A 17,401-nucleotide genomic window follows, 5' to 3' on the forward strand; every position below is an offset into this window, starting at 1 on the left:
TTTCGATGGACGAGCGTATGACGGCAATATTCGCCGCGTAGGGATGCTCAGCTAGGAATGATCGAGCAGAGTTGCAAGAGGTCGGCACATTGCCGTTTACCCCGTATGCGCAGCATATGAATGCGCAAAGGATCAGTTGGTCATCCGGTATTATGTGTCATATCGGTCACGCCGATCACCCAATATTACAAGGGAAAGCCGTTGCCGGACGCTATGTGGGGCGGTTTGATTAAGTCTCCGTTCAGCGAAAGTATTTTTGCATCTCACCAAGCGTAATTCGAAATTTGAATAAGCAGTTTCAGTGTGATAGCCTGACATTGGCCTATCGTGGTACATCTTTGGGGGACGGGCTTCTGAATATTTACGCCGGGCTTGTTGTTCAGCGGAAAACCGCCATTGGGCTCAGCGCACCCAACGGCGCATGCAGGTGCCGTTTTAACGCTTGTGAATGTCATGTATGGCCCTTAGAACCCCGGCAAATTTGATTAGGTGAAAGCAAGTGTCGATCAAAGCCGTAATTCTTAGTCTGCCAAAAGACGTAGACCGGCGACGCTCCTGCGAAGACGAACTTGCGCGCCTGGGTTTGCAGTATGAATTTTCGGACGCCCTTGCCGGTGATCAGCTGAACGAAACCGACCTGGGTCGTTACTATGACGCGGACATGAACCGAAGCAAGTTCAAACGTCCCCTCAGCGCAAACGAAGTGGCCTGTGCGCTTGGGCATCGGCAAATCTGGCAAGCTGTAGCCGAGTCCGAGGATCACGTTGTTCTGGTGCTGGAGGACGATGCGACTTTTGTGCAGGACCCGACGGCCTTTCTGAGAGCATTGTCGAAATGTTCCGAATGCTTTGAAGATGTCATGATCAAACTGGATGGCGTTTCAGGCCGAAATAATCAGATACTGAAACCCTTTGCTGATCAGAACCTTGTCTTGTCGGATTGTCTGCCGCCCAGAACCACGGGTTATATTCTGGGTCGCCGTGCTGCGGCACAATTGCTTCGGGTACACGCGCCGTTTGCGCGGCCTGTGGACATCGATCTCAAGTTTTATTGGGAACACAAAGTCCCAATCCTGACCCTGGCAGAGCAGATGGTGGCCGAGCGTGGGGTGTTTGACAGCAACATAGAAGCCTGCCGCACCAGCAAGAAAAGCGAGTCGTCCATCGGCCGGTTCGTGCGGAACCTGTTGTACCAGATCAAGTACACCTACGGGCGGCTCAGCCATCCCCTGAAGCCAGAGATGATTGAAGGGCTGGGCCCCTTGCTGCGCACGGATAACACGCTTCGGAACCGTATATGAAAAAGAACCTTGTCGTCGTCCGTGCGGGCGGCAAATCCCTCCATACCCGTTGGACGGAGATTCCCTATGAAGACCGGAACTATGACCTTCTGATCAGTTTTTTTTCGGACGAGGCTTTTGCGGCGTTCCAGCCAGAGCCTGGGGTCGAGGCGGTTCTGATCAAGGGCGGGAAATGGGACGGGCTGTTCGCAACCCTGTCAGATCGGGATTTGGATGCGTATGACTTCTACTGGCTGCCCGATGACGATCTGGACATCAGCGCGCAGGATGTGAACGCGCTGTTTGATGCGATGAACACGCATGGTCTGAGGATCGCGCAGCCCTCGCTCAGCCCCGAAAGCTATTTCTCGCATTTTGTGTTCAGCCAATGCCCCGGATTTGTGCTGCGATACACCAACTACATCGAGATCATGGCCCCCTGCCTGCACCGGGATGTTCTCAGGAAGGCCCTGCCTTTGTTCCGCGGCACCATGAGCGGGTATGGTCTGGACTATATCTGGTGCCGCTGGGACGAGGCCGGAGCATATCGCACTGCCATTCTGGACGGGATTGCAATGCATCATACCCGACCCATCGGCAAGAACCTGAAGGCGGTGATGGCTGAGACGGGCAACCTGAGCTCGGAAGAGGAAGAGGCGGTCTTGAAAGAGATGTTCGATCTGTCTCGCCGCACGGTCCCGATTGTCTTTGCCGGGATATTGCAGGGCGGTCAGCCAATCTCGGGCCGGGTACAGGTGGGCTGGCGCATGTGCCGGGGCTGGATGTCGGTTCTGCCGCGTTTTCGCAGCGCCAGCGAGGCCCGCGCCGGGATATTCAAAATCGCGCGGCGACAGCTGAGCAAACCGTTGGATATGACGACAATTTCCAAAAAGACCTGAGCGGGAACAGCAATGCGAGGGCAGAGTGCATCGGTGGAAGGGGCCCAACAAGACTCTGGTTGCAAGATATTCTGCAATCAAATATCGACACATACCGCCAACAGAAACCGAGAAGGCCGGGAATGTCTGGAAAATACTTGATGGTGGGCGCGGGCTTGTCCGGCGCTGTAATCGGTCGGCACCTGGCAGAGGCGGGCCACGACGTCACCGTCGTCGACTCGCGGGATCACATTGGCGGAAACTGCCACACGGCCCGCGATGAAAAAACCGGTGTGCTGCTGCATGTCTACGGGCCCCATATCTTTCACACAGACGACGCCGAGGTGTGGGATTACGTAAATCGGTTCGAGACCTTCCTGCCTTACAAGAACCGCGTCAAAACCACGTCGCGCGACGCGGACGGCAAACGCGGCGTATTCTCGCTGCCGATCAACTTGCACACGATCAACCAGTTCTTCGGCAAAACCCTGCGCCCGGATGAGGCTGAAGCTTTCATCACCCAAGAACAGGCAGACACCAGTATCGACGACCCCCGGACATTCGAGGAACAGGCCCTGCGCTTTGTCGGCAAGGATTTGTACGAAGCGTTTTTCAAGGGTTACACGAAAAAGCAATGGGGCCTTCATCCGTCGGAATTACCGGCATCCATCCTGAAAAGATTGCCGGTCCGGTTTAATTACGACGACAATTATTTCTTTCATCGCTTTCAGGGGATGCCGGAAAACGGTTACAGCGCGATGATCGGGGCCATTCTGGACCATCCCGGGATCACCGTGCATCTGAACACCCATTTCACCAAGGATATGGGCGCAGACTACGATCATGTGTTCTATTCGGGGCCGCTTGACGGGTATTTCGACTACCAGTTGGGGCGCCTTGGCTATCGCACGCTTGATTTCGAACGGTTTGACTATGATGGGGATTACCAAGGCTGTGCGGTCATGAATTATGGTGACGAGGACGTGCCCTATACCCGTATCACCGAGCACAAGCATTTTGCCCCATGGGAACAGCACGAAAGCTCGGTCTGCTATCGCGAGTTCTCTCGATTGGCAGAACCCGGTGACACGCCTTACTATCCAATCCGTCAGGTGAAGGAAAAGGAGTTGCTCGGATCCTACGTTGATCTTGCTCGTTCAACGGACGGAGTGACGTTCGTAGGCCGGTTGGGAACCTATCGCTACCTCGATATGGACGTGACAATCCGCGAAGCCCTCGACACCGCCCGCGCATTTGAGGCGAGTCTTAGCAAAGGCGAGAAAGCCCCTGCGTTCTTTGTTGCGCCGCTCTAAACGCCCGTTTTACAAAGCACAAAAATAAGGCTTCGGCTGCGTCCGCAAAGCTGTCGAAACATCTTGCACTGCGCTCTTGCTACTGCGTCAAAGCAGTCGGCATCGAACTCTTTTATGTGTGCCAGGTCACGGCGGACCACTTGCGAAGGGGGCTGGTGGACAAGGAGCATAGGACTCAAGCACCACTGAAACACGCAACGGCAGCTCTGCAAGCAGAATGATTGCGTAATTAGGGGACAACTTTGATTTTGGTCGGAGTGAGAGGATTCGAACCTCCGACCCCTGCCTCCCGAAGACAGTGCTCTACCAGGCTGAGCTACACTCCGACCGTGGCGGCGGGTCTATACCCGGTGTTTGGGATGTGCAAGAGGGATATTTCTATATCTCGCGGGCAACTTGAATAGGCAGGCGCACGGGCTGAACGCAGCAATGCGGGCCTTTAGGGCAGCGGGCCGGATTGGTAGAGTTTGATTTTCGTGCCGCCGTGATCGACCACTGGCCCGGCGGACAAATCAGGCAAGCGGGTGGATCGGGCGAGAGAAGGATTGCTGGTCACGATCCCCACGCGCCAGCCGGAAAAGCGCGCCAGCAGGGTCTTGCCCAGGCTGCCGTAAAGCGACCTGAGGCGTTTTTCATCGCCGATGCGGGCTCCGTAAGGTGGGTTGACGATGACCAGCCCGACGGGGCCTTCGGGTGGTTTTATGTCGCTGACCGCGCGTTGGGTAAATTGGGCCACGTCCGAAACACCGGCCTGATCCGCGTTTGCGGCGGCGGCTTCGATGGCGCCTGCATTCCGGTCCGAGCCGTAGAACCTGATGGACGTCTGTACCTCCGGCCCGGTATCGCGCAGCGCGTCAAACGCTTGTGCGTCAAAGCAGGCCAAGTCTTGGAACGCAAACCTGCGCGAGCGGCCGGGGGGCAGGCCAAGGGCGATCTCGGCGGCTTCGATCACGAAAGTGCCCGAGCCGCACATGGGGTCCAGCACCGGCTCGGTCCCGTCAAAGCCGCAGTTGCGCAGGAACATGGCAGCCATGGTCTCGCGCATCGGCGCTTTGGCGATGGCGGGTTTGTGGCCGCGTTTGTGCAAGGGCTCGCCCGAGGTATCCAGCGACAGGGTGCAGACGTCTTTGTCGATGCGCAGCATGACGCGCAGGTCTGCCTCGGATGAAATCGGCGCGCCCAGCGTTTCCGAGATGGCGCGTTCCACGCGTTGGCGCGCGGCCCCGGCATGATAGATGCGCGACTTGCGGCTGGTGGCCTCGACCTTCACGGGGATGTCGGGGCGCAGGAATGTGGCCCATGGAAATTTGCGGGCGCGTTTGTCCAGTTGTGCCAGATGAACAGCGGGGAAACTGCCGATCCGGACCAGAACCTTGTTTGCCCCGCGCAGGCACAGATTGGCGCGCCAGACCTCGGACCAGTTGCCCCGGCAACTGACGCCGCCCGCCACGCGATGGGCGTTTGCGAATCCGTTCTGAACGGCTTCGTCACAGAGCGGCGCCTCGAGGCCCGGGGTCGCCGCCAAAAAGATCTCGAACTGGTCAGATGTTGTCATTTCCGTTGCTTACACCGGATAGAAACCGGGCGCGACACGGTTTTTTTTATGCTAGATTGCTGCCATTGTGCCTGTTCACACAGAAAGTGATAGGGTTTCCGCATTTTCGGCGGTAACAGGTTTGCGTTTCGCGACAGGCGCGCGTAAAGGGTCCGTGATCGAAAGAACGCCAGCGGATTTTGGCAGGGAAATGGCGCTTTTGCCCTCCCTTGGATGAGACAATTCGCGCTATCTCGGGCCATGACCCGATGGCAGAGATGGTCGGCGCAGGTAAAGAGGCTTGGAAGACAGTAGCGACATGCAAACTTTCAAACTGAAGAAGGGGATGGAATTGCCGGTTCAGGGTGCGCCTGAACAGAAAATCCATCCGGGGCCGGAATTCAAAACCGTAGCGGCGTTGGGCGCAGATTATCTGGGGCTCAAACCACGCATGCTGGTGCAGGAAGGGGATGCTGTTCAACGCGGCACGCCCTTGTTCTGTCACAAGGATGCGCCCGATGCGATGATGGTGGCCCCGCTGACCGGCAAGGTCGTGGCAATCAATCGCGGTGCGCGCCGCGTGCTGCAAAGTGTGGTGATCGAGGTATCGGACCCCAATGATGCGGGCGTCGATTTCTCGGGGGTTGGCAATGTCGACAGTGCCGAAGGTGTGACCGAAAAGCTGTGCGCCGCCGGTTTGTGGACCGCGTTCCGCACGCGGCCCTATTCGAAAATGCCCGAACCCGGTACTAAACCCGCTGCAATCTTCGTGACGGCGATGGATTCCGAACCTCTGGCCGCAGATGCCGCTGTGATCGTTGCGGATGCGGGGGATGCGTTTGCTGCGGGTCTTGGGGCCATTGCAAAACTGACCGAAGGCAAGACCTATCTCTGCCACAAGGACGGCGACAGCGTTCCCGGTGCGGATGTGCCCGGTGTCGAAGCCGCCGCCTTCGCGGGCCCGCACCCGGCAGGTCTGGCTGGTACGCATATCCACTTCCTTGAACCTCTGGCAGGCGACAAACAGGTCTGGACCATCGGCTATCAGGACGTGATCGCCATCGGTCGTCTGGTGCAGACCGGTCATCTGGACCCGAATATCGTCATCGCGATCAGCGGCCCCGGCGCGCGTCAGCCGCGCCTGATCCGTACCGTCATGGGCGCCTCGACCGAGGATCTGACCCGGGACGAGGTCAATGTCGACGGCACGCCCCGGATCATCTCGGGCTCGATCCTGTCGGGAACGCAGGCCGATGGACCGACCGCTTATCTGGGGCGCTTTGCCCGCCAGATCTCGATCATTCGCGAAGATCACGACCAGCACACGCTGGGCTGGATCCTTCCGATGCCGTCGAAATTCGCGGTGCAGCCGGTTCTGGGGTCTGCCCTTGCCAAGAAGCTGTTTCCGCTGACCTCGAATCTGAATGGCGGACGCCGCGCAATGGTTCCGACCGGCACGTTCGAGCAGTTGATGCCGCAGGACTACCTGCCGACACAGCTGCTGCGCGCGCTGCTGGTGATGGACACCGACACCGCTCAGGCGCTGGGTGCTTTGGAGCTGGACGAAGAGGATCTGGGCCTTGTCGGCTTTGCCTGTCCGGCGAAATATGAATACGGGCTGGCGCTGCGCGACTGCCTGACCAAGATTGAAAAGGAGGGCTGAGCCAAATGGGTTTGCGCAGCTTCTTTGATCGGATCGAGCCGAACTTTACCAAGGGCGGCAAGTACGAGAAGTACTTCCCCATCTACGAGATGGTGGAAAGCTTTATCTACACTCCGAAAACCGTAACCACCGTCGCGCCGCATGCGCGGTCGTATATCGATATGAAGCGGATCATGACCTATGTCGTGTTCGCGACAATCCCCTGTATCCTGTGGGGGATGTATAACACCGGTTATCAGGCGAACTCGGCCATTGCTGCGCTGGGGCCTGACTCGGCGACCGGATGGCGGATTGCGCTGTTGCAGATGTTTGGGATTTCGCTGGACCCCTCCAGCGTCTTTGCCAATGTGATGCACGGGCTGATGTATTTCCTGCCGATCTACATCGTGACGCTGGTTGCAGGCGGTATCTTCGAGGTCATCTTTGCCACCGTGCGCGGGCACGAAGTAAACGAAGGTTTCCTCGTCACCTCAATGCTTTACACGCTGATCATGCCAGCTACTGCGCCCTTGTGGCAGGTGGCGCTGGGGATCATCTTTGGCGTTGTGATCGGGAAAGAGGTCTTTGGCGGCACCGGCAAGAATTTCCTGAACCCCGCTCTGGTGGGCCGGGCGTTCCTGTATTTCGCATATCCGGCCAGCATGTCCGGTGACACGGTCTGGACGCCGGTTGACGGGTTCTCGGGCGCGACTGCATTGTCCGTTTCTGCCTCGCAGGGCTTTCAGGCGCTGGCCGCGGATGGCATCACCTGGTGGAATGCGTTCTTTGGTTCGATTCAGGGCAGCTTTGGCGAAACCTCGACGCTGGCCTGTATGATCGGTCTGGCTTTCCTGTTGGCCACGCGGATTGCCAACTATCGCCTGATCATCGGCTGTCTGGCGGGCACCATTGGCTTTACCCTGCTGCTGAATCTGATCGGGTCCGACACCAACCCTATGTTTGCGATGCCATGGTACTGGCACATCGTCATCGGCGGCTACGCTTTTGGTCTGGCCTTCATGGTGACCGAGCCGGTCTCGGCCAGCCACACCAACATGGGCCGCTATATCTACGGCGCGCTGATCGGTGTCATGGTTGTGATGATCCGTGTCATCAACCCGGCTTTCCCCGAAGGCATGATGCTGGCCATTCTGTTCGGCAACGTCTTTGCACCGCTGATCGACTATTTCGTCGTTCAGGCCAACATCAAACGGAGGGCGCGTCGCCATGTCTGATACGCAATCCCCAGAACCCAAGGGCGCGATTGCCAAGTTTCTGGCGGCCTCGCCGGATTCGGTCGGCAAGACGATCTTCATCGCGGTCGCCGTCTGTCTTGTCGCCTCGATGGTTGTCTCGGCCGCGGCGGTCAGCCTGCGTCCGGTGCAAGAGGTCAACCGCCTGAAGGACAAGCAGATCAACGTGCTGCAGGTGGCAGGCGTTTATGAGCCGGGCACCGACGTGACCGAGGCTTTCGCCGCGTTCGAGCCGCATGTTGTGGAACTGTCCACCGGCGATTTCGTTGATGACCAGTTCGATCCGGCCACCTTCGACGACATTGCCGCCGCCAGCGATCCTGAGCTGAGCGTTGCGCTGGATGATGACCCGGCTGGCATTGGCCGCAAATCCAAGTACCGCGTAATCTATCTGCTGCGGGACGATGCGGGCGATCTGGACAAGGTGATCCTGCCGCTGCATGGCTATGGCCTGTGGTCCACGCTCTATGGCTTTATCGCGCTGGAAAATAACGGCAACGATATCTACGGCCTGCAATTCTATCAGCATGGTGAAACCCCGGGCCTTGGGGCCGAGGTGGACAACCCCCGCTGGAAAGCGCTTTGGAACGGTAAGAAGCTGCGCGATGACAATGGCGATCTTCAGATCACCGTGTCGAAATCCCAGCCTGCCGCCGGACCTGATTTCTATATTGACGCGCTGGCAGGGGCGACCCTGACCTCGGTCGGTGTCGATAACCTGGTGAAATTCTGGATGGGCGACGCGGGCTATGCTCCGTTCCTGGCCAAGCTGCAAGCAGGAGAGTTCTAATGTCTCAGACCAAGAAAGAGATGCTGGTCGACCCGCTTGTCGACAACAACCCGATCACCTTGCAGGTGCTGGGCATCTGTTCCGCGCTGGCGGTGACCTCGTCGCTGCAGGTGTCGATGGTGATGGCGCTGGCGGTGATCTTCGTGACCTCGTTCTCGTCCTTCTTCATCTCGTGCCTGCGCAACCAGATCCCGGGCTCGATCCGGATCATCGTGCAGATGGTGATCATTGCCTCGCTGGTGATCCTGGTGGACCAGATCCTCAAGGCTTATGCGTTTGAGATCTCAAAAACCCTGTCGGTCTTTGTTGGCCTGATCATCACCAACTGTATCGTGATGGGCCGCGCCGAGGCGTTTGCGATGAAGAACCCTCCGGTTGCGTCCTTCATCGACGGCATGGGCAACGGTATGGGCTATGGCCTGATCCTGTTACTGGTTGGTTTCATTCGTGAGCTGTTCGGTGCCGGATCGCTGTTTGGTGTGACCATCCTTGAAACCGTCAACAACGGTGGCTGGTACGTGCCCAACGGCATGCTGCTGCTGCCGCCGTCGGCGTTCTTCATCATCGGTCTGATCATCTGGGCCTTCCGCACATGGAAGCCGAACCAGGTGGAAGAGCGTGAATACAAAATTCAGCAGGTAGAGGCCCACTGATGGAAGGTCTGATCTCACTGGCCGTAAAGGCCATCTTTGTCGAAAACCTTGCGCTCAGCTTCTTCCTGGGGATGTGTACCTTCATCGCCGTTTCGAAGAAGATCTCGACGGCGCTGGGTCTGGGGATTTCGGTGATGCTGGTTCAGGCGATCACCGTGCCTGCCAACAACCTGCTGCTGAACTACCTGCTGAAACCGGGCGCGTTGGCCTGGGCCGGGTTCCCGGATGTGGACCTGACCTTCCTTGGCCTGATTTCGTATATCGGTGTGATCGCGGCGATGGTTCAGATCCTCGAGATGATCCTGGATAAGTATTTCCCGCCGCTTTACAACGCGCTGGGGATCTTCCTGCCGCTGATCACGGTGAACTGCGCCATTCTGGGTGGTTCGCTGTTCATGGTGGAACGCGACTATAACTTTGCCGAGGCGGCGACCTATGGTCTGTCTTCGGGCTTTGGCTGGGCGCTGGCAATCACCGCGATGGCGGGTGTGCGCGAAAAGCTGAAATATTCGGATATTCCGGACGGCTTGCAGGGTCTTGGCATCACCTTCATCACCGCGGGACTGATGGCTATGGCCTTCATGTCCTTCTCGGGCGTGAAACTGTAAGGAGGGCGCAATGGAAACCTTTAGCTTAGGCGTCATCCTATTCACTCTGATCGTTCTGGGTCTGGTTGCCATCATCATGGCCGCCCGCTCGCGTCTGGTATCGACGGGCAACGTCAACATCACGATCAACGGTGAGAAAACCGTATCCGTTCCGGCGGGCGGCAAGCTGCTGCAAACGCTGGCGGCCGAGAAACTGTTCGTTCCGTCGGCCTGTGGCGGCGGCGGTACTTGTGCGCAATGCCGGGTGCGTGTGCATTCGGGCGGCGGGTCGATCCTGCCGACCGAAGAAAGCCACATCACCAAGCGCGAAGCCGCCTGCGGCGACCGCCTGTCCTGTCAGGTCGCGGTCAAGCAGGACATGGATATCGAAGTTCCCGAAGAGGTCTTTGGCGTCAAGAAGTGGGAATGCACCGTTCGCTCGAACGAGAACGTGGCCACCTTCATCAAGGCCCTGACGCTGGACCTGCCAGAAGGTGAAGATGTGAACTTCCGCGCCGGTGGTTACATCCAGATCGAGGCCCCCGCGCACCAGTTGAAATACACCGATTTCGACGTTGAGGAAGAGTATCGCGAGGATTGGGACAAGTTCAATCTGTGGCAATACGAGTCCGTCGTGAATGAGCCGATCGAACGCGCCTATTCGATGGCCAACTATCCGGATGAAAAGGGCATGATCATGCTGAACGTCCGGGTTGCTTCGCCACCTCCGGGCTCCGAAGGGATCCCCGCCGGTCAAATGTCGTCGTATATCTTCAACCTGAAACCGGGTGATAAGGTGACGATCTCGGGTCCGTTTGGTGAGTTCTTCGCCCGCGAGACAGAGAAAGAGATGGTCTTCATCGGCGGTGGTGCCGGTATGGCGCCCATGCGCAGCCATATCTTCGACCAGCTCAAGCGTCTTGAGAACCGCAACCGCAAGATCACCTTCTGGTACGGTGCGCGTTCGAAGAAAGAGATGTTCTTTGTCGAGGATTTCGATCAGCTGGCCGAGGAGTTCGACAATTTCGAATGGCACGTGGCGCTTTCGGATGCTCAGCCCGAGGACGATTGGAAAGGCTACACCGGCTTTATCCACAATGTTCTGTTCGACGAATACCTCAAGAACCATCCCGCGCCCGAGGATTGCGAGTTCTACATGTGTGGCCCGCCAATCATGAACCAGTCGGTCATCAACATGCTGCTGGATCTGGGCGTGGATCGCGAAGACATCATGCTCGACGATTTCGGCGGGTAAGTTTAACGCAGGACCAAGATAAAAAAGCCCCGCTCATTCGCAGCGGGGCTTTGCTTTTTGGTGGTCTTGAGCAATTGCCGAGACGGCTTAGGTCTGTGTCCAGCCAGCCTTCAGCCAGGCCGCAAATTCCGTCTCGTCAACCTGACCCGCTGCAAGGTCCTCCATCATCTGGACACCTTTGACCGGGTCGGGGAGGAAGGCATATCCATTGAGCCTCAGAAAGGTCAGGGCGGTGACGAAAGCCGTGCGTTTGTTGCCGTCGATGAACGCATGGGCCTTGGCGATGCCGAACGCATAGGCCGCTGCGATTGCCGCCAGATCGGCGTCCTCATAGGCCGCCAGATTCATCGCCCTTGCGCAGCCCATCTCCAACAGCGCCCGGTCGCGCATACCGGGCGCACCGCCATGGCGCGAGATTTGTCGGTCGTGAATGGCGATGACTGCGGCCAGCGGAACCCAGATCCGCGGCTTCAAGCCAAGGCCTGCAGAAGGTCGCGGTTTTCATCCATGACGACCTCAGCCGCGGCCAGCGCCTCGGCCACCGAAGGGTCATGCGCCATGACTTTCAACGTGCCATCATCGCCGCGCAGCACAAAAAGGGTGTCCCCTTCCTTGGCATCGAGGATGGTCAGCATTTCGGTCGACAATGTCATAACGGCCGAGTTTCCGACCTTTCGGATCTTGGTTTCGATCATTTGGACCTCCGGTATATATGGATGTATATACTGAAAGCGGCCCCATTTCGCAAGCCTAGGGGCTTGAGGCCCCCAAGGCTTGTCGGATCTAGGCCTAAAGCCTCAGATCGCTGGCCTCACGCGGCAGGCAGGATTTGATGTCATAGACGATGCTTTGCGATTTGCCATAGGCGCGGAATTGGGCCGGATCGAGCGTTTTGTATTCCTCATGCGCGACGGCCAGAATGACGCCATCATAGGCCCCGTCCTGTGGCGTATCGATCAGGGACAGACCATATTCCGCCTGCGCCGCTGCCGGGTCGGCATGCGGGTCGTGCACATCGACGCTGACGCCATAGCTTTGCAGTTCCTCGATAATATCAACCACGCGTGTATTGCGCAGGTCCGGGCAGTTTTCCTTGAACGTCAGCCCCAGCACCAGAACCCGCGCCGCGCCGACATTGATACCGTCGCGCGTCATGCGCTTGATCAGTTGCGAGACCACATAACCGCCCATCCCGTCATTCAGGCGCCGCCCGGCGAGGATGATCTGAGGGTGGTGCCCCACCGCCTCGGCCTTGTGGGTCAGGTAATAGGGGTCGATGCCGATACAATGCCCACCGACCAGACCGGGGCGGAAGGGCAGAAAGTTCCACTTGGTGCCTGCGGCGCGCAGAACGGCCTCGGTGTCGATTTCCATCCGGCCGAAGATCATCGCCAATTCGTTCACCAAGGCAATGTTCAGGTCACGTTGCGTGTTCTCGATGACCTTTGCGGCCTCGGCCACGCGGATGCTCTCGGCCTTGTGGGTTCCGGCGGTGATGATCCGCGCGTAAAGCGCATCGACCAGATCGGCCACATCGGGGGTCGAGCCCGAAGTGACTTTGCAGATATCTGCAATCCGATGGGTCTTGTCGCCGGGATTGATCCGTTCAGGGCTGTAGCCTGCATAGAAATCGGCGTTGAACCGCAGGCCTGAGGCGCGTTCCAGCACCGGCACACAGTCTTCCTCGGTCGCGCCGGGATAGACAGTGGATTCGTAGATCACCAGATCGCCGGGTTTCAGAACCCCGCCCACCGTTTCGGACGCTGCCAGCAAAGGCGACAGGTCCGGCCGTTTGCCCGGTGTAATCGGGGTGGGCACGGTGACGATATAGGTGTCACAGTCGGCCAGATCCGAGACGTTGGTGGTAAAGCTCAGCCCTGAGGCGGCGGCAAGATCTTCGGGCTCGACCTCTTGCGTGGCATCATTGCCGCCGCGCAAGGCGTCGATGCGCGGCTGGTTGATGTCAAAGCCGACGACCGGACCGATCTTGCCAAAGGCCACGGCCAGCGGCAGGCCGACATAGCCCAGTCCAATAACAGCGATCTTGCGGGCATCCGGGTTTGTGTCCAGCATCAAGCTTTGCCCCTTATTTGCCGTGATACTCTCGGAACCACTCGACAAAGCGCGCGATTCCATCCTTGAAATCGGTTTGCGGGCGGTATCCCGTCAGGCGTTGCAGCAGGTCGGTATTGGCCCAAGTGGCGGGAACATCGCCCATCTGCATCGGCATGTAATTGCGGATCGCCTCTTTGCCCACCGCCTCTTCGATGGCTTCCACGAAGTCCATCAGGCGCACCTTGTCGCCATTGCCGATATTGACGACCCGATAGGGGGCGACCGGGGACAGGCTGTCGCCGTCCTCGATCTCCTCCGCGCTTGCGGGCCGGACCGGAGGCACATCGATCAACAATCGGATGCCGCGAACAAGATCGTTCACATTTGTGAAGTCGCGATACATGTCACCATGGTTGTAGATGTCGATCGGACGATCATCCAGAATCGCATCAACAAATTTATACAGCGCCAGATCGGGCCGTCCCCAAGTGCCATAGACGGTGAAAAAGCGGAACATGGTGGTCGGCAGGTCCCACAGATGCGCGTAAGAATGGCCCATCGCCTCATTCGCCTTTTTGGTGGCCGAGTAGATGGTCAGCTGCGTGTCGGCCTTTTCGACCTCGGTAAAGGGCATATCCTCATTCGCGCCGTAGACCGACGAGGTCGAGGCCATCAGCAGGTGATCGACCTTATGCACACGCGCGACCTCCATCACGTTGAAGGTGCCGACAACATTGGAGTTTATGTAGCTGCGCGGTTCTTCCAGGCTGTAGCGGACACCGGCCTGGGCGGCGAGGTGCACGATGACTTCGGGCTGAAACTCATCGGCGATTTTCATCAGTTGGTCGTGGTCTTCCAGCATGGCCTCGGTCGCGGTGAAGCCCGGCGTCTGCATCAGCATCTGATGGCGGCGCTGTTTCAGGGTGACGTCGTAATAGTCGGTCATCCCGTCATAACCATGCACGCGGAACCCTTCTGACAGCAGCAGCTTGGCCAGATGGAACCCGATGAAACCCGCTGTACCGGTAATCAAAACTCGCTTCATAAAACCCTCGAACACAATTAAACCCTAGGCATCAGGGATACTCTCCTTGCTGCAAGGTCAAGTAGAATCTCCCTTTTATCCGTCATAGCAAATCTGCAACCGGATTGGTCAACATCGTGCCATGGCCCGGAATTGCCGATTGTCCGAACGCATCAGGCCGGGTAGTGAAAGACTGTGATGGTTAGGAACTGGATCAAAGGGTTGTTCGGGCAGGGTGACGCGCAGACCGCAGAGGTTGACGCGCCGGAAATCGCGCCCGAGGAGCGGTTCATCGCGATCGGGGACATTCACGGGCGGCTGGACCTGTTACAGGATCTACTGCCTCGTCTGGATGATACGTGTCCATGGGTGTTTGTCGGCGACTACGTGGATCGCGGCGACAGCAGCGCACAGGTTCTGCATCACCTGCACCACCTCAGCGAATCCTCGGGCGGGCGGATCATCTGTTTGCTGGGCAATCACGAAGAGATGCTGTTGCGCTTTGTCGAAGACCCAAAGCGTGTGGGTCACCTTTGGCAGCAAAACGGCGGCGTTGAGACGCTGAACTCGTTCGGAGTGTCAGGCGGTGCCGAGGTGACAGAAGGAGAACAGGCCGTTGCTGTGGCCGAAGAACTGCGGCAAGCCATGGGGAATGAGTTGCTGAGCTGGCTGTCAAACCGCCCGCTCAGCTGGACCAGCGGGAATGTCACGGTTGTCCACGCCGCTTTGGACCCGCGCAAGGCGCTGGACGCGCAATTGCGCCAGATTTGCCTGTGGGGGCATCCGATGTTCCGGGTTCAGGCCAGACAGGACGGGCAATGGGTTGTGCACGGGCACACGATTGTCGCCCACGCGCGGGCGCAGAACGGGGTTGTCTCAATCGATACCGGGGCCTATTCAAGCAGCCGCCTGACGGCGGCTGAGATATTCAGGGGCGGGGTGCGGTTTACCTCGACCTAGCCCACAATCATCTGCTTCATGCGCAGCGCTTCGTATTCCAGTTCTTTCAGGCGGAAATGCACCACGTCGCCGATGGTGATCACGCCGCACAGGTTGCCGTCGCGCAGGACCGGCATGTGACGGAACCGGCCTTCGGTCATGGTTTTCAGAACTTCGTTCAACGGATCATCGGGCGAGCAGGTCTTGACCTCGCGCGTCATCAGATCCTCGACCGATTGCGGCAGGGTCTGGCCGGGCGTGTCTGCCATCCGGCGCACGATGTCGCGTTCCGACAGGATCCCCTGTAGCGCGCCGTTCTGATCGGTTACCAGAACAGCCCCGATCCGCTTTTCTTTCAGGGTGTTGACCACGGAATGGATCGTCTCGTTCGGGCGCACTGAAAACACCGAGTCGCCCTTGCCCTCAAGCAGTTTGGCCACGGTCGTCTGTGACTGCGCCAGATTGGACCCCGTCGTTTGGCTGTGCGTCGTCTTTTTGTCTTTATCGCCGCGCATCGGTGCCTGGTAAGAGGTTGGGGCCATAGGCAATCTCCTTCTTGGTTCTTGCAGTGTCTTTCCCTTTTACCTTAGCGCAGCTAAATGGCCTGTATAGGGTGCAAATGCCCTGATCGGCGAAAACCCGGAGTCTGACCTTGTGAGCGATCTGTACCTGACACCCCCCATCGCGGCGCTGATCTTCTTTGCGGTGGTCGTCTGCGGCCACAATTTCCGAATGGCGTGGAAACAACAGCCCGAGGGTTGGCAGAAACGCGCGTGGCTGTTCGGGCTTCCGGCGGGGATCGGCCTTTTGGTGCTGGGCTTTTTGCCGCTGAAGCTGTGAAGCCGGTTTGACTCTGACAGGGGGCGCTGGCATATGCCGGGCACTGATTTTCCCCGGAGACCGATCCATGCGTCTGTTGTCTGCACTGGCCCTTGCAACCTTTCTGACCGGCTGCCTGTTCGACAAGGAACCCGACGTGGTGCGCCTGTCGGGCGAGACGATGGGTACGACCTTCAACATCACCGCAATTGGCGAGGATCTGGACGAGGCCGCGCTGGCCGCATCGGTCGAACAGGCACTGGCCGAGGTCAACGCCAAGATGTCGAACTGGGACCCGAATTCCGAGGTTTCGACCTTCTCGGCCTCAACCAGCACCGACCCGGTGGCGATCTCTGACGAATTCGCGTTGGTCTTGGCGGCGGCAAATGATGTGCATGAGAAAACCGGCGGTACTTTCGACGTCACACTGGGCCCGCTGATCGAGCTTTGGGGCTTTGGCCCGCGCAAGCCCGAGGATCCGGTGCCATCGGATGCCGATATTCAGGCCGCCCTGAATGGTGTGGGGCAGGCGCGACTTTTGACGCTGGATGCCTCGGCTGGCACGTTGGCGAAATCTGATCCGTCTGTCGGGATCAACCTGTCAGCGATTGCCAAGGGCTATGGCATCGATGCGGTGGCCGAAACCCTGCAGGATGCGGGGATCGAGGACTATCTGGTCGAAATCGGCGGCGATCTGGTGACCAAAGGCCAGAACGATCAGGGCGAGGCCTGGCGGATCGGAATCGAAAAGCCCGAGGCCGGATCGCAGAGCGTGCAGTTGATTGTGTCGCTGGATGATCGCGGCATGGCCAGCTCGGGCGATTACAAGAACTTCTTCGAGCAGGATGGCGTGCGCTATTCGCATATCATCGACCCGACCACCGGGCGTCCGATCACGCATCGCACGACCTCGGTCACGGTTCTGGCCGAAAACGCGATGATGGCCGATGCCTGGGCGACTGCCATGCTGGCGCTGGGGCAGGAAAAGGGTCTGGAACTGGCCGAACAGCATAAACTTGCCGTGTATTTCATCTCGCGCGATGTGACAGGCGGCGACGATGCCTATATAACCGTCCACAGCAGCGCGTTCAAAGACGCCCTGGGAACCAACTGACCGGTAGGAACCGACATGAGCACCTTCATTCTGGCCTTTATTCTTCTGTCTCTGGTCATGGTCGGCATGTCGCTGGGTGTGATGCTGATGGGTAAGACCATCAAGGGCAGCTGCGGTGGTCTGAACGCGATCTCGGGCGCGGATAAATGCGTGGTCTGCCAAAAGGATGTAGACCCGAACAGCCCCCTGCGCGATCAGCTTCAGTGCAAGCGCGCCAAGAAGATGCTGGAACAGATGGAACGTCAGTCCTGATCTGCATTTGCGCA

19 protein-coding genes and 1 tRNA gene are annotated in these 17,401 nt (G+C 58.4%); 13 read left to right on the forward strand and 7 right to left on the reverse strand.

All coding sequences use genetic code 11. The features are described 5' to 3' along the window. The first annotated feature begins 499 nt into the window (after positions 1-499). The 3 genes from ACR0LW_RS06755 to glf all read left to right on the forward strand — a co-directional run bounded on the left by ACR0LW_RS06755 (position 500) and on the right by glf (position 3,470). Positions 500-1,300 (forward strand): glycosyltransferase family 25 protein, encoded by an 801-nt coding sequence (locus ACR0LW_RS06755; RefSeq protein WP_480584881.1) that lies wholly within the window; start codon positions 500-502, stop codon positions 1,298-1,300. Then, positions 1,297-2,178: a hypothetical protein gene (locus ACR0LW_RS06760; RefSeq protein WP_480584879.1), complete on the forward strand. Its 882-nt coding sequence runs from the start codon at positions 1,297-1,299 to the stop codon at positions 2,176-2,178. The genes ACR0LW_RS06755 and ACR0LW_RS06760 overlap by 4 nt, the downstream gene beginning before the upstream one ends. 122 nt (positions 2,179-2,300) lie before the next feature. Next, entirely contained in the window at positions 2,301-3,470 is a 1,170-nt protein-coding gene (gene glf / locus ACR0LW_RS06765) for a UDP-galactopyranose mutase (protein WP_480781253.1), read from the forward strand. A gap of 249 nt (positions 3,471-3,719) precedes the next feature. Here the strand turns inward: glf and ACR0LW_RS06770 are convergent. Next, a tRNA-Pro gene (locus ACR0LW_RS06770) sits at positions 3,720-3,796 on the reverse strand. Positions 3,797-3,909: 113 nt separating this feature from the next. After that, positions 3,910-5,025: a THUMP domain-containing class I SAM-dependent RNA methyltransferase gene (locus ACR0LW_RS06775; protein ID WP_480882015.1), complete on the reverse strand. Its 1,116-nt coding sequence runs from the start codon at positions 5,023-5,025 to the stop codon at positions 3,910-3,912. A gap of 298 nt (positions 5,026-5,323) precedes the next feature. Here ACR0LW_RS06775 and ACR0LW_RS06780 point away from each other — a divergent pair, with 298 nt between their 5' ends. Genes ACR0LW_RS06780 through nqrF form a run of 6 tightly spaced genes read left to right on the forward strand, consistent with a single transcriptional unit; the run spans position 5,324 to position 11,184 of the window. Further along, positions 5,324-6,667, forward strand: a complete 1,344-nt coding sequence (locus ACR0LW_RS06780; RefSeq protein ID WP_480882016.1) for a Na(+)-translocating NADH-quinone reductase subunit A — start codon at positions 5,324-5,326, stop codon at positions 6,665-6,667. A 5-nt stretch (positions 6,668-6,672) separates the two neighbouring features. After that, entirely contained in the window at positions 6,673-7,881 is a 1,209-nt protein-coding gene (locus ACR0LW_RS06785; RefSeq protein ID WP_170622244.1) for an NADH:ubiquinone reductase (Na(+)-transporting) subunit B, read from the forward strand. Continuing rightward, positions 7,874-8,689 (forward strand): Na(+)-translocating NADH-quinone reductase subunit C, encoded by an 816-nt coding sequence (locus ACR0LW_RS06790; RefSeq protein WP_170522537.1) that lies wholly within the window; start codon positions 7,874-7,876, stop codon positions 8,687-8,689. Before ACR0LW_RS06785 ends, ACR0LW_RS06790 begins: the two co-directional genes overlap by 8 nt. Beyond that, complete coding sequence (locus tag ACR0LW_RS06795; RefSeq protein ID WP_152460184.1) at positions 8,689-9,342, forward strand: NADH:ubiquinone reductase (Na(+)-transporting) subunit D; 654 nt, start codon at positions 8,689-8,691, stop codon at positions 9,340-9,342. The genes ACR0LW_RS06790 and ACR0LW_RS06795 overlap by 1 nt, the downstream gene beginning before the upstream one ends. Next, positions 9,342-9,950: an NADH:ubiquinone reductase (Na(+)-transporting) subunit E gene (gene nqrE / locus ACR0LW_RS06800; RefSeq protein ID WP_170453916.1), complete on the forward strand. Its 609-nt coding sequence runs from the start codon at positions 9,342-9,344 to the stop codon at positions 9,948-9,950. The genes ACR0LW_RS06795 and nqrE overlap by 1 nt, the downstream gene beginning before the upstream one ends. A gap of 10 nt (positions 9,951-9,960) precedes the next feature. Beyond that, entirely contained in the window at positions 9,961-11,184 is a 1,224-nt protein-coding gene (gene nqrF / locus ACR0LW_RS06805; protein WP_480584868.1) for an NADH:ubiquinone reductase (Na(+)-transporting) subunit F, read from the forward strand. An 87-nt stretch (positions 11,185-11,271) separates the two neighbouring features. On the opposite strand, the gene ACR0LW_RS06810 is transcribed toward nqrF, so the two are convergent. The 4 genes from ACR0LW_RS06810 to ACR0LW_RS06825 form a co-directional block, all read right to left on the reverse strand. Beyond that, complete coding sequence (locus tag ACR0LW_RS06810) at positions 11,272-11,658, reverse strand: type II toxin-antitoxin system death-on-curing family toxin (protein ID WP_480584865.1); 387 nt, start codon at positions 11,656-11,658, stop codon at positions 11,272-11,274. Next, positions 11,655-11,879: an AbrB/MazE/SpoVT family DNA-binding domain-containing protein gene (locus tag ACR0LW_RS06815; protein WP_170622240.1), complete on the reverse strand. Its 225-nt coding sequence runs from the start codon at positions 11,877-11,879 to the stop codon at positions 11,655-11,657. The genes ACR0LW_RS06810 and ACR0LW_RS06815 overlap by 4 nt, the downstream gene beginning before the upstream one ends. Positions 11,880-11,973: 94 nt before the next feature. After that, a complete protein-coding gene (gene tviB, locus ACR0LW_RS06820; protein WP_480882017.1) occupies positions 11,974-13,257 on the reverse strand; it encodes a Vi polysaccharide biosynthesis UDP-N-acetylglucosamine C-6 dehydrogenase TviB in 1,284 nt (427 codons plus the stop codon). Between the two features lie 13 nt (positions 13,258-13,270). Continuing rightward, positions 13,271-14,284: a GDP-mannose 4,6-dehydratase gene (locus ACR0LW_RS06825; protein ID WP_170522550.1), complete on the reverse strand. Its 1,014-nt coding sequence runs from the start codon at positions 14,282-14,284 to the stop codon at positions 13,271-13,273. A gap of 177 nt (positions 14,285-14,461) precedes the next feature. Between ACR0LW_RS06825 and ACR0LW_RS06830 the strand changes: the two genes are divergently transcribed. Continuing rightward, a complete protein-coding gene (locus ACR0LW_RS06830) occupies positions 14,462-15,223 on the forward strand; it encodes a metallophosphoesterase (RefSeq protein ID WP_170632533.1) in 762 nt (253 codons plus the stop codon). On the opposite strand, the gene ACR0LW_RS06835 is transcribed toward ACR0LW_RS06830, so the two are convergent. Then, a complete protein-coding gene (locus ACR0LW_RS06835; RefSeq protein ID WP_170453910.1) occupies positions 15,220-15,744 on the reverse strand; it encodes a CBS domain-containing protein in 525 nt (174 codons plus the stop codon). The two genes, ACR0LW_RS06830 and ACR0LW_RS06835, sit on opposite strands and share 4 nt — an antisense overlap. 112 nt (positions 15,745-15,856) lie before the next feature. On the opposite strand from ACR0LW_RS06835, the gene ACR0LW_RS06840 reads away from it, so the two are divergent. The 3 genes from ACR0LW_RS06840 to nqrM all read left to right on the forward strand — a co-directional run bounded on the left by ACR0LW_RS06840 (position 15,857) and on the right by nqrM (position 17,387). Then, positions 15,857-16,042: a hypothetical protein gene (locus ACR0LW_RS06840; RefSeq protein WP_170453909.1), complete on the forward strand. Its 186-nt coding sequence runs from the start codon at positions 15,857-15,859 to the stop codon at positions 16,040-16,042. Positions 16,043-16,109: 67 nt separating this feature from the next. Further along, entirely contained in the window at positions 16,110-17,135 is a 1,026-nt protein-coding gene (locus tag ACR0LW_RS06845; RefSeq protein ID WP_170522556.1) for an FAD:protein FMN transferase, read from the forward strand. A 15-nt stretch (positions 17,136-17,150) separates the two neighbouring features. Further along, complete coding sequence (nqrM, locus tag ACR0LW_RS06850) at positions 17,151-17,387, forward strand: (Na+)-NQR maturation NqrM (protein ID WP_170453907.1); 237 nt, start codon at positions 17,151-17,153, stop codon at positions 17,385-17,387. Positions 17,388-17,401: the final 14 nt, after the last annotated feature.

The organism is Ruegeria sp. N4, assembly GCF_056531425.1.

Coding starts and splice junctions, on each gene's coding strand:
- ACR0LW_RS06760 (WP_480584879.1), top strand. CDS start 1,297: ATGAAAAAGAACCTTGTCGTCGTCCGTGCGGGCGGCAAATCCCTCCAT.
- glf (WP_480781253.1), top strand. CDS start 2,301: ATGTCTGGAAAATACTTGATGGTGGGCGCGGGCTTGTCCGGCGCTGTA.
- ACR0LW_RS06775 (WP_480882015.1), bottom strand. CDS start 5,025: ATGACAACATCTGACCAGTTCGAGATCTTTTTGGCGGCGACCCCGGGC.
- ACR0LW_RS06780 (WP_480882016.1), top strand. CDS start 5,324: ATGCAAACTTTCAAACTGAAGAAGGGGATGGAATTGCCGGTTCAGGGT.
- ACR0LW_RS06785 (WP_170622244.1), top strand. CDS start 6,673: ATGGGTTTGCGCAGCTTCTTTGATCGGATCGAGCCGAACTTTACCAAG.
- ACR0LW_RS06790 (WP_170522537.1), top strand. CDS start 7,874: ATGTCTGATACGCAATCCCCAGAACCCAAGGGCGCGATTGCCAAGTTT.
- ACR0LW_RS06795 (WP_152460184.1), top strand. CDS start 8,689: ATGTCTCAGACCAAGAAAGAGATGCTGGTCGACCCGCTTGTCGACAAC.
- nqrE (WP_170453916.1), top strand. CDS start 9,342: ATGGAAGGTCTGATCTCACTGGCCGTAAAGGCCATCTTTGTCGAAAAC.
- nqrF (WP_480584868.1), top strand. CDS start 9,961: ATGGAAACCTTTAGCTTAGGCGTCATCCTATTCACTCTGATCGTTCTG.
- ACR0LW_RS06815 (WP_170622240.1), bottom strand. CDS start 11,879: ATGATCGAAACCAAGATCCGAAAGGTCGGAAACTCGGCCGTTATGACA.
- tviB (WP_480882017.1), bottom strand. CDS start 13,257: ATGCTGGACACAAACCCGGATGCCCGCAAGATCGCTGTTATTGGACTG.
- ACR0LW_RS06825 (WP_170522550.1), bottom strand. CDS start 14,284: ATGAAGCGAGTTTTGATTACCGGTACAGCGGGTTTCATCGGGTTCCAT.
- ACR0LW_RS06830 (WP_170632533.1), top strand. CDS start 14,462: ATGGTTAGGAACTGGATCAAAGGGTTGTTCGGGCAGGGTGACGCGCAG.
- ACR0LW_RS06835 (WP_170453910.1), bottom strand. CDS start 15,744: ATGGCCCCAACCTCTTACCAGGCACCGATGCGCGGCGATAAAGACAAA.
- ACR0LW_RS06845 (WP_170522556.1), top strand. CDS start 16,110: ATGCGTCTGTTGTCTGCACTGGCCCTTGCAACCTTTCTGACCGGCTGC.
- nqrM (WP_170453907.1), top strand. CDS start 17,151: ATGAGCACCTTCATTCTGGCCTTTATTCTTCTGTCTCTGGTCATGGTC.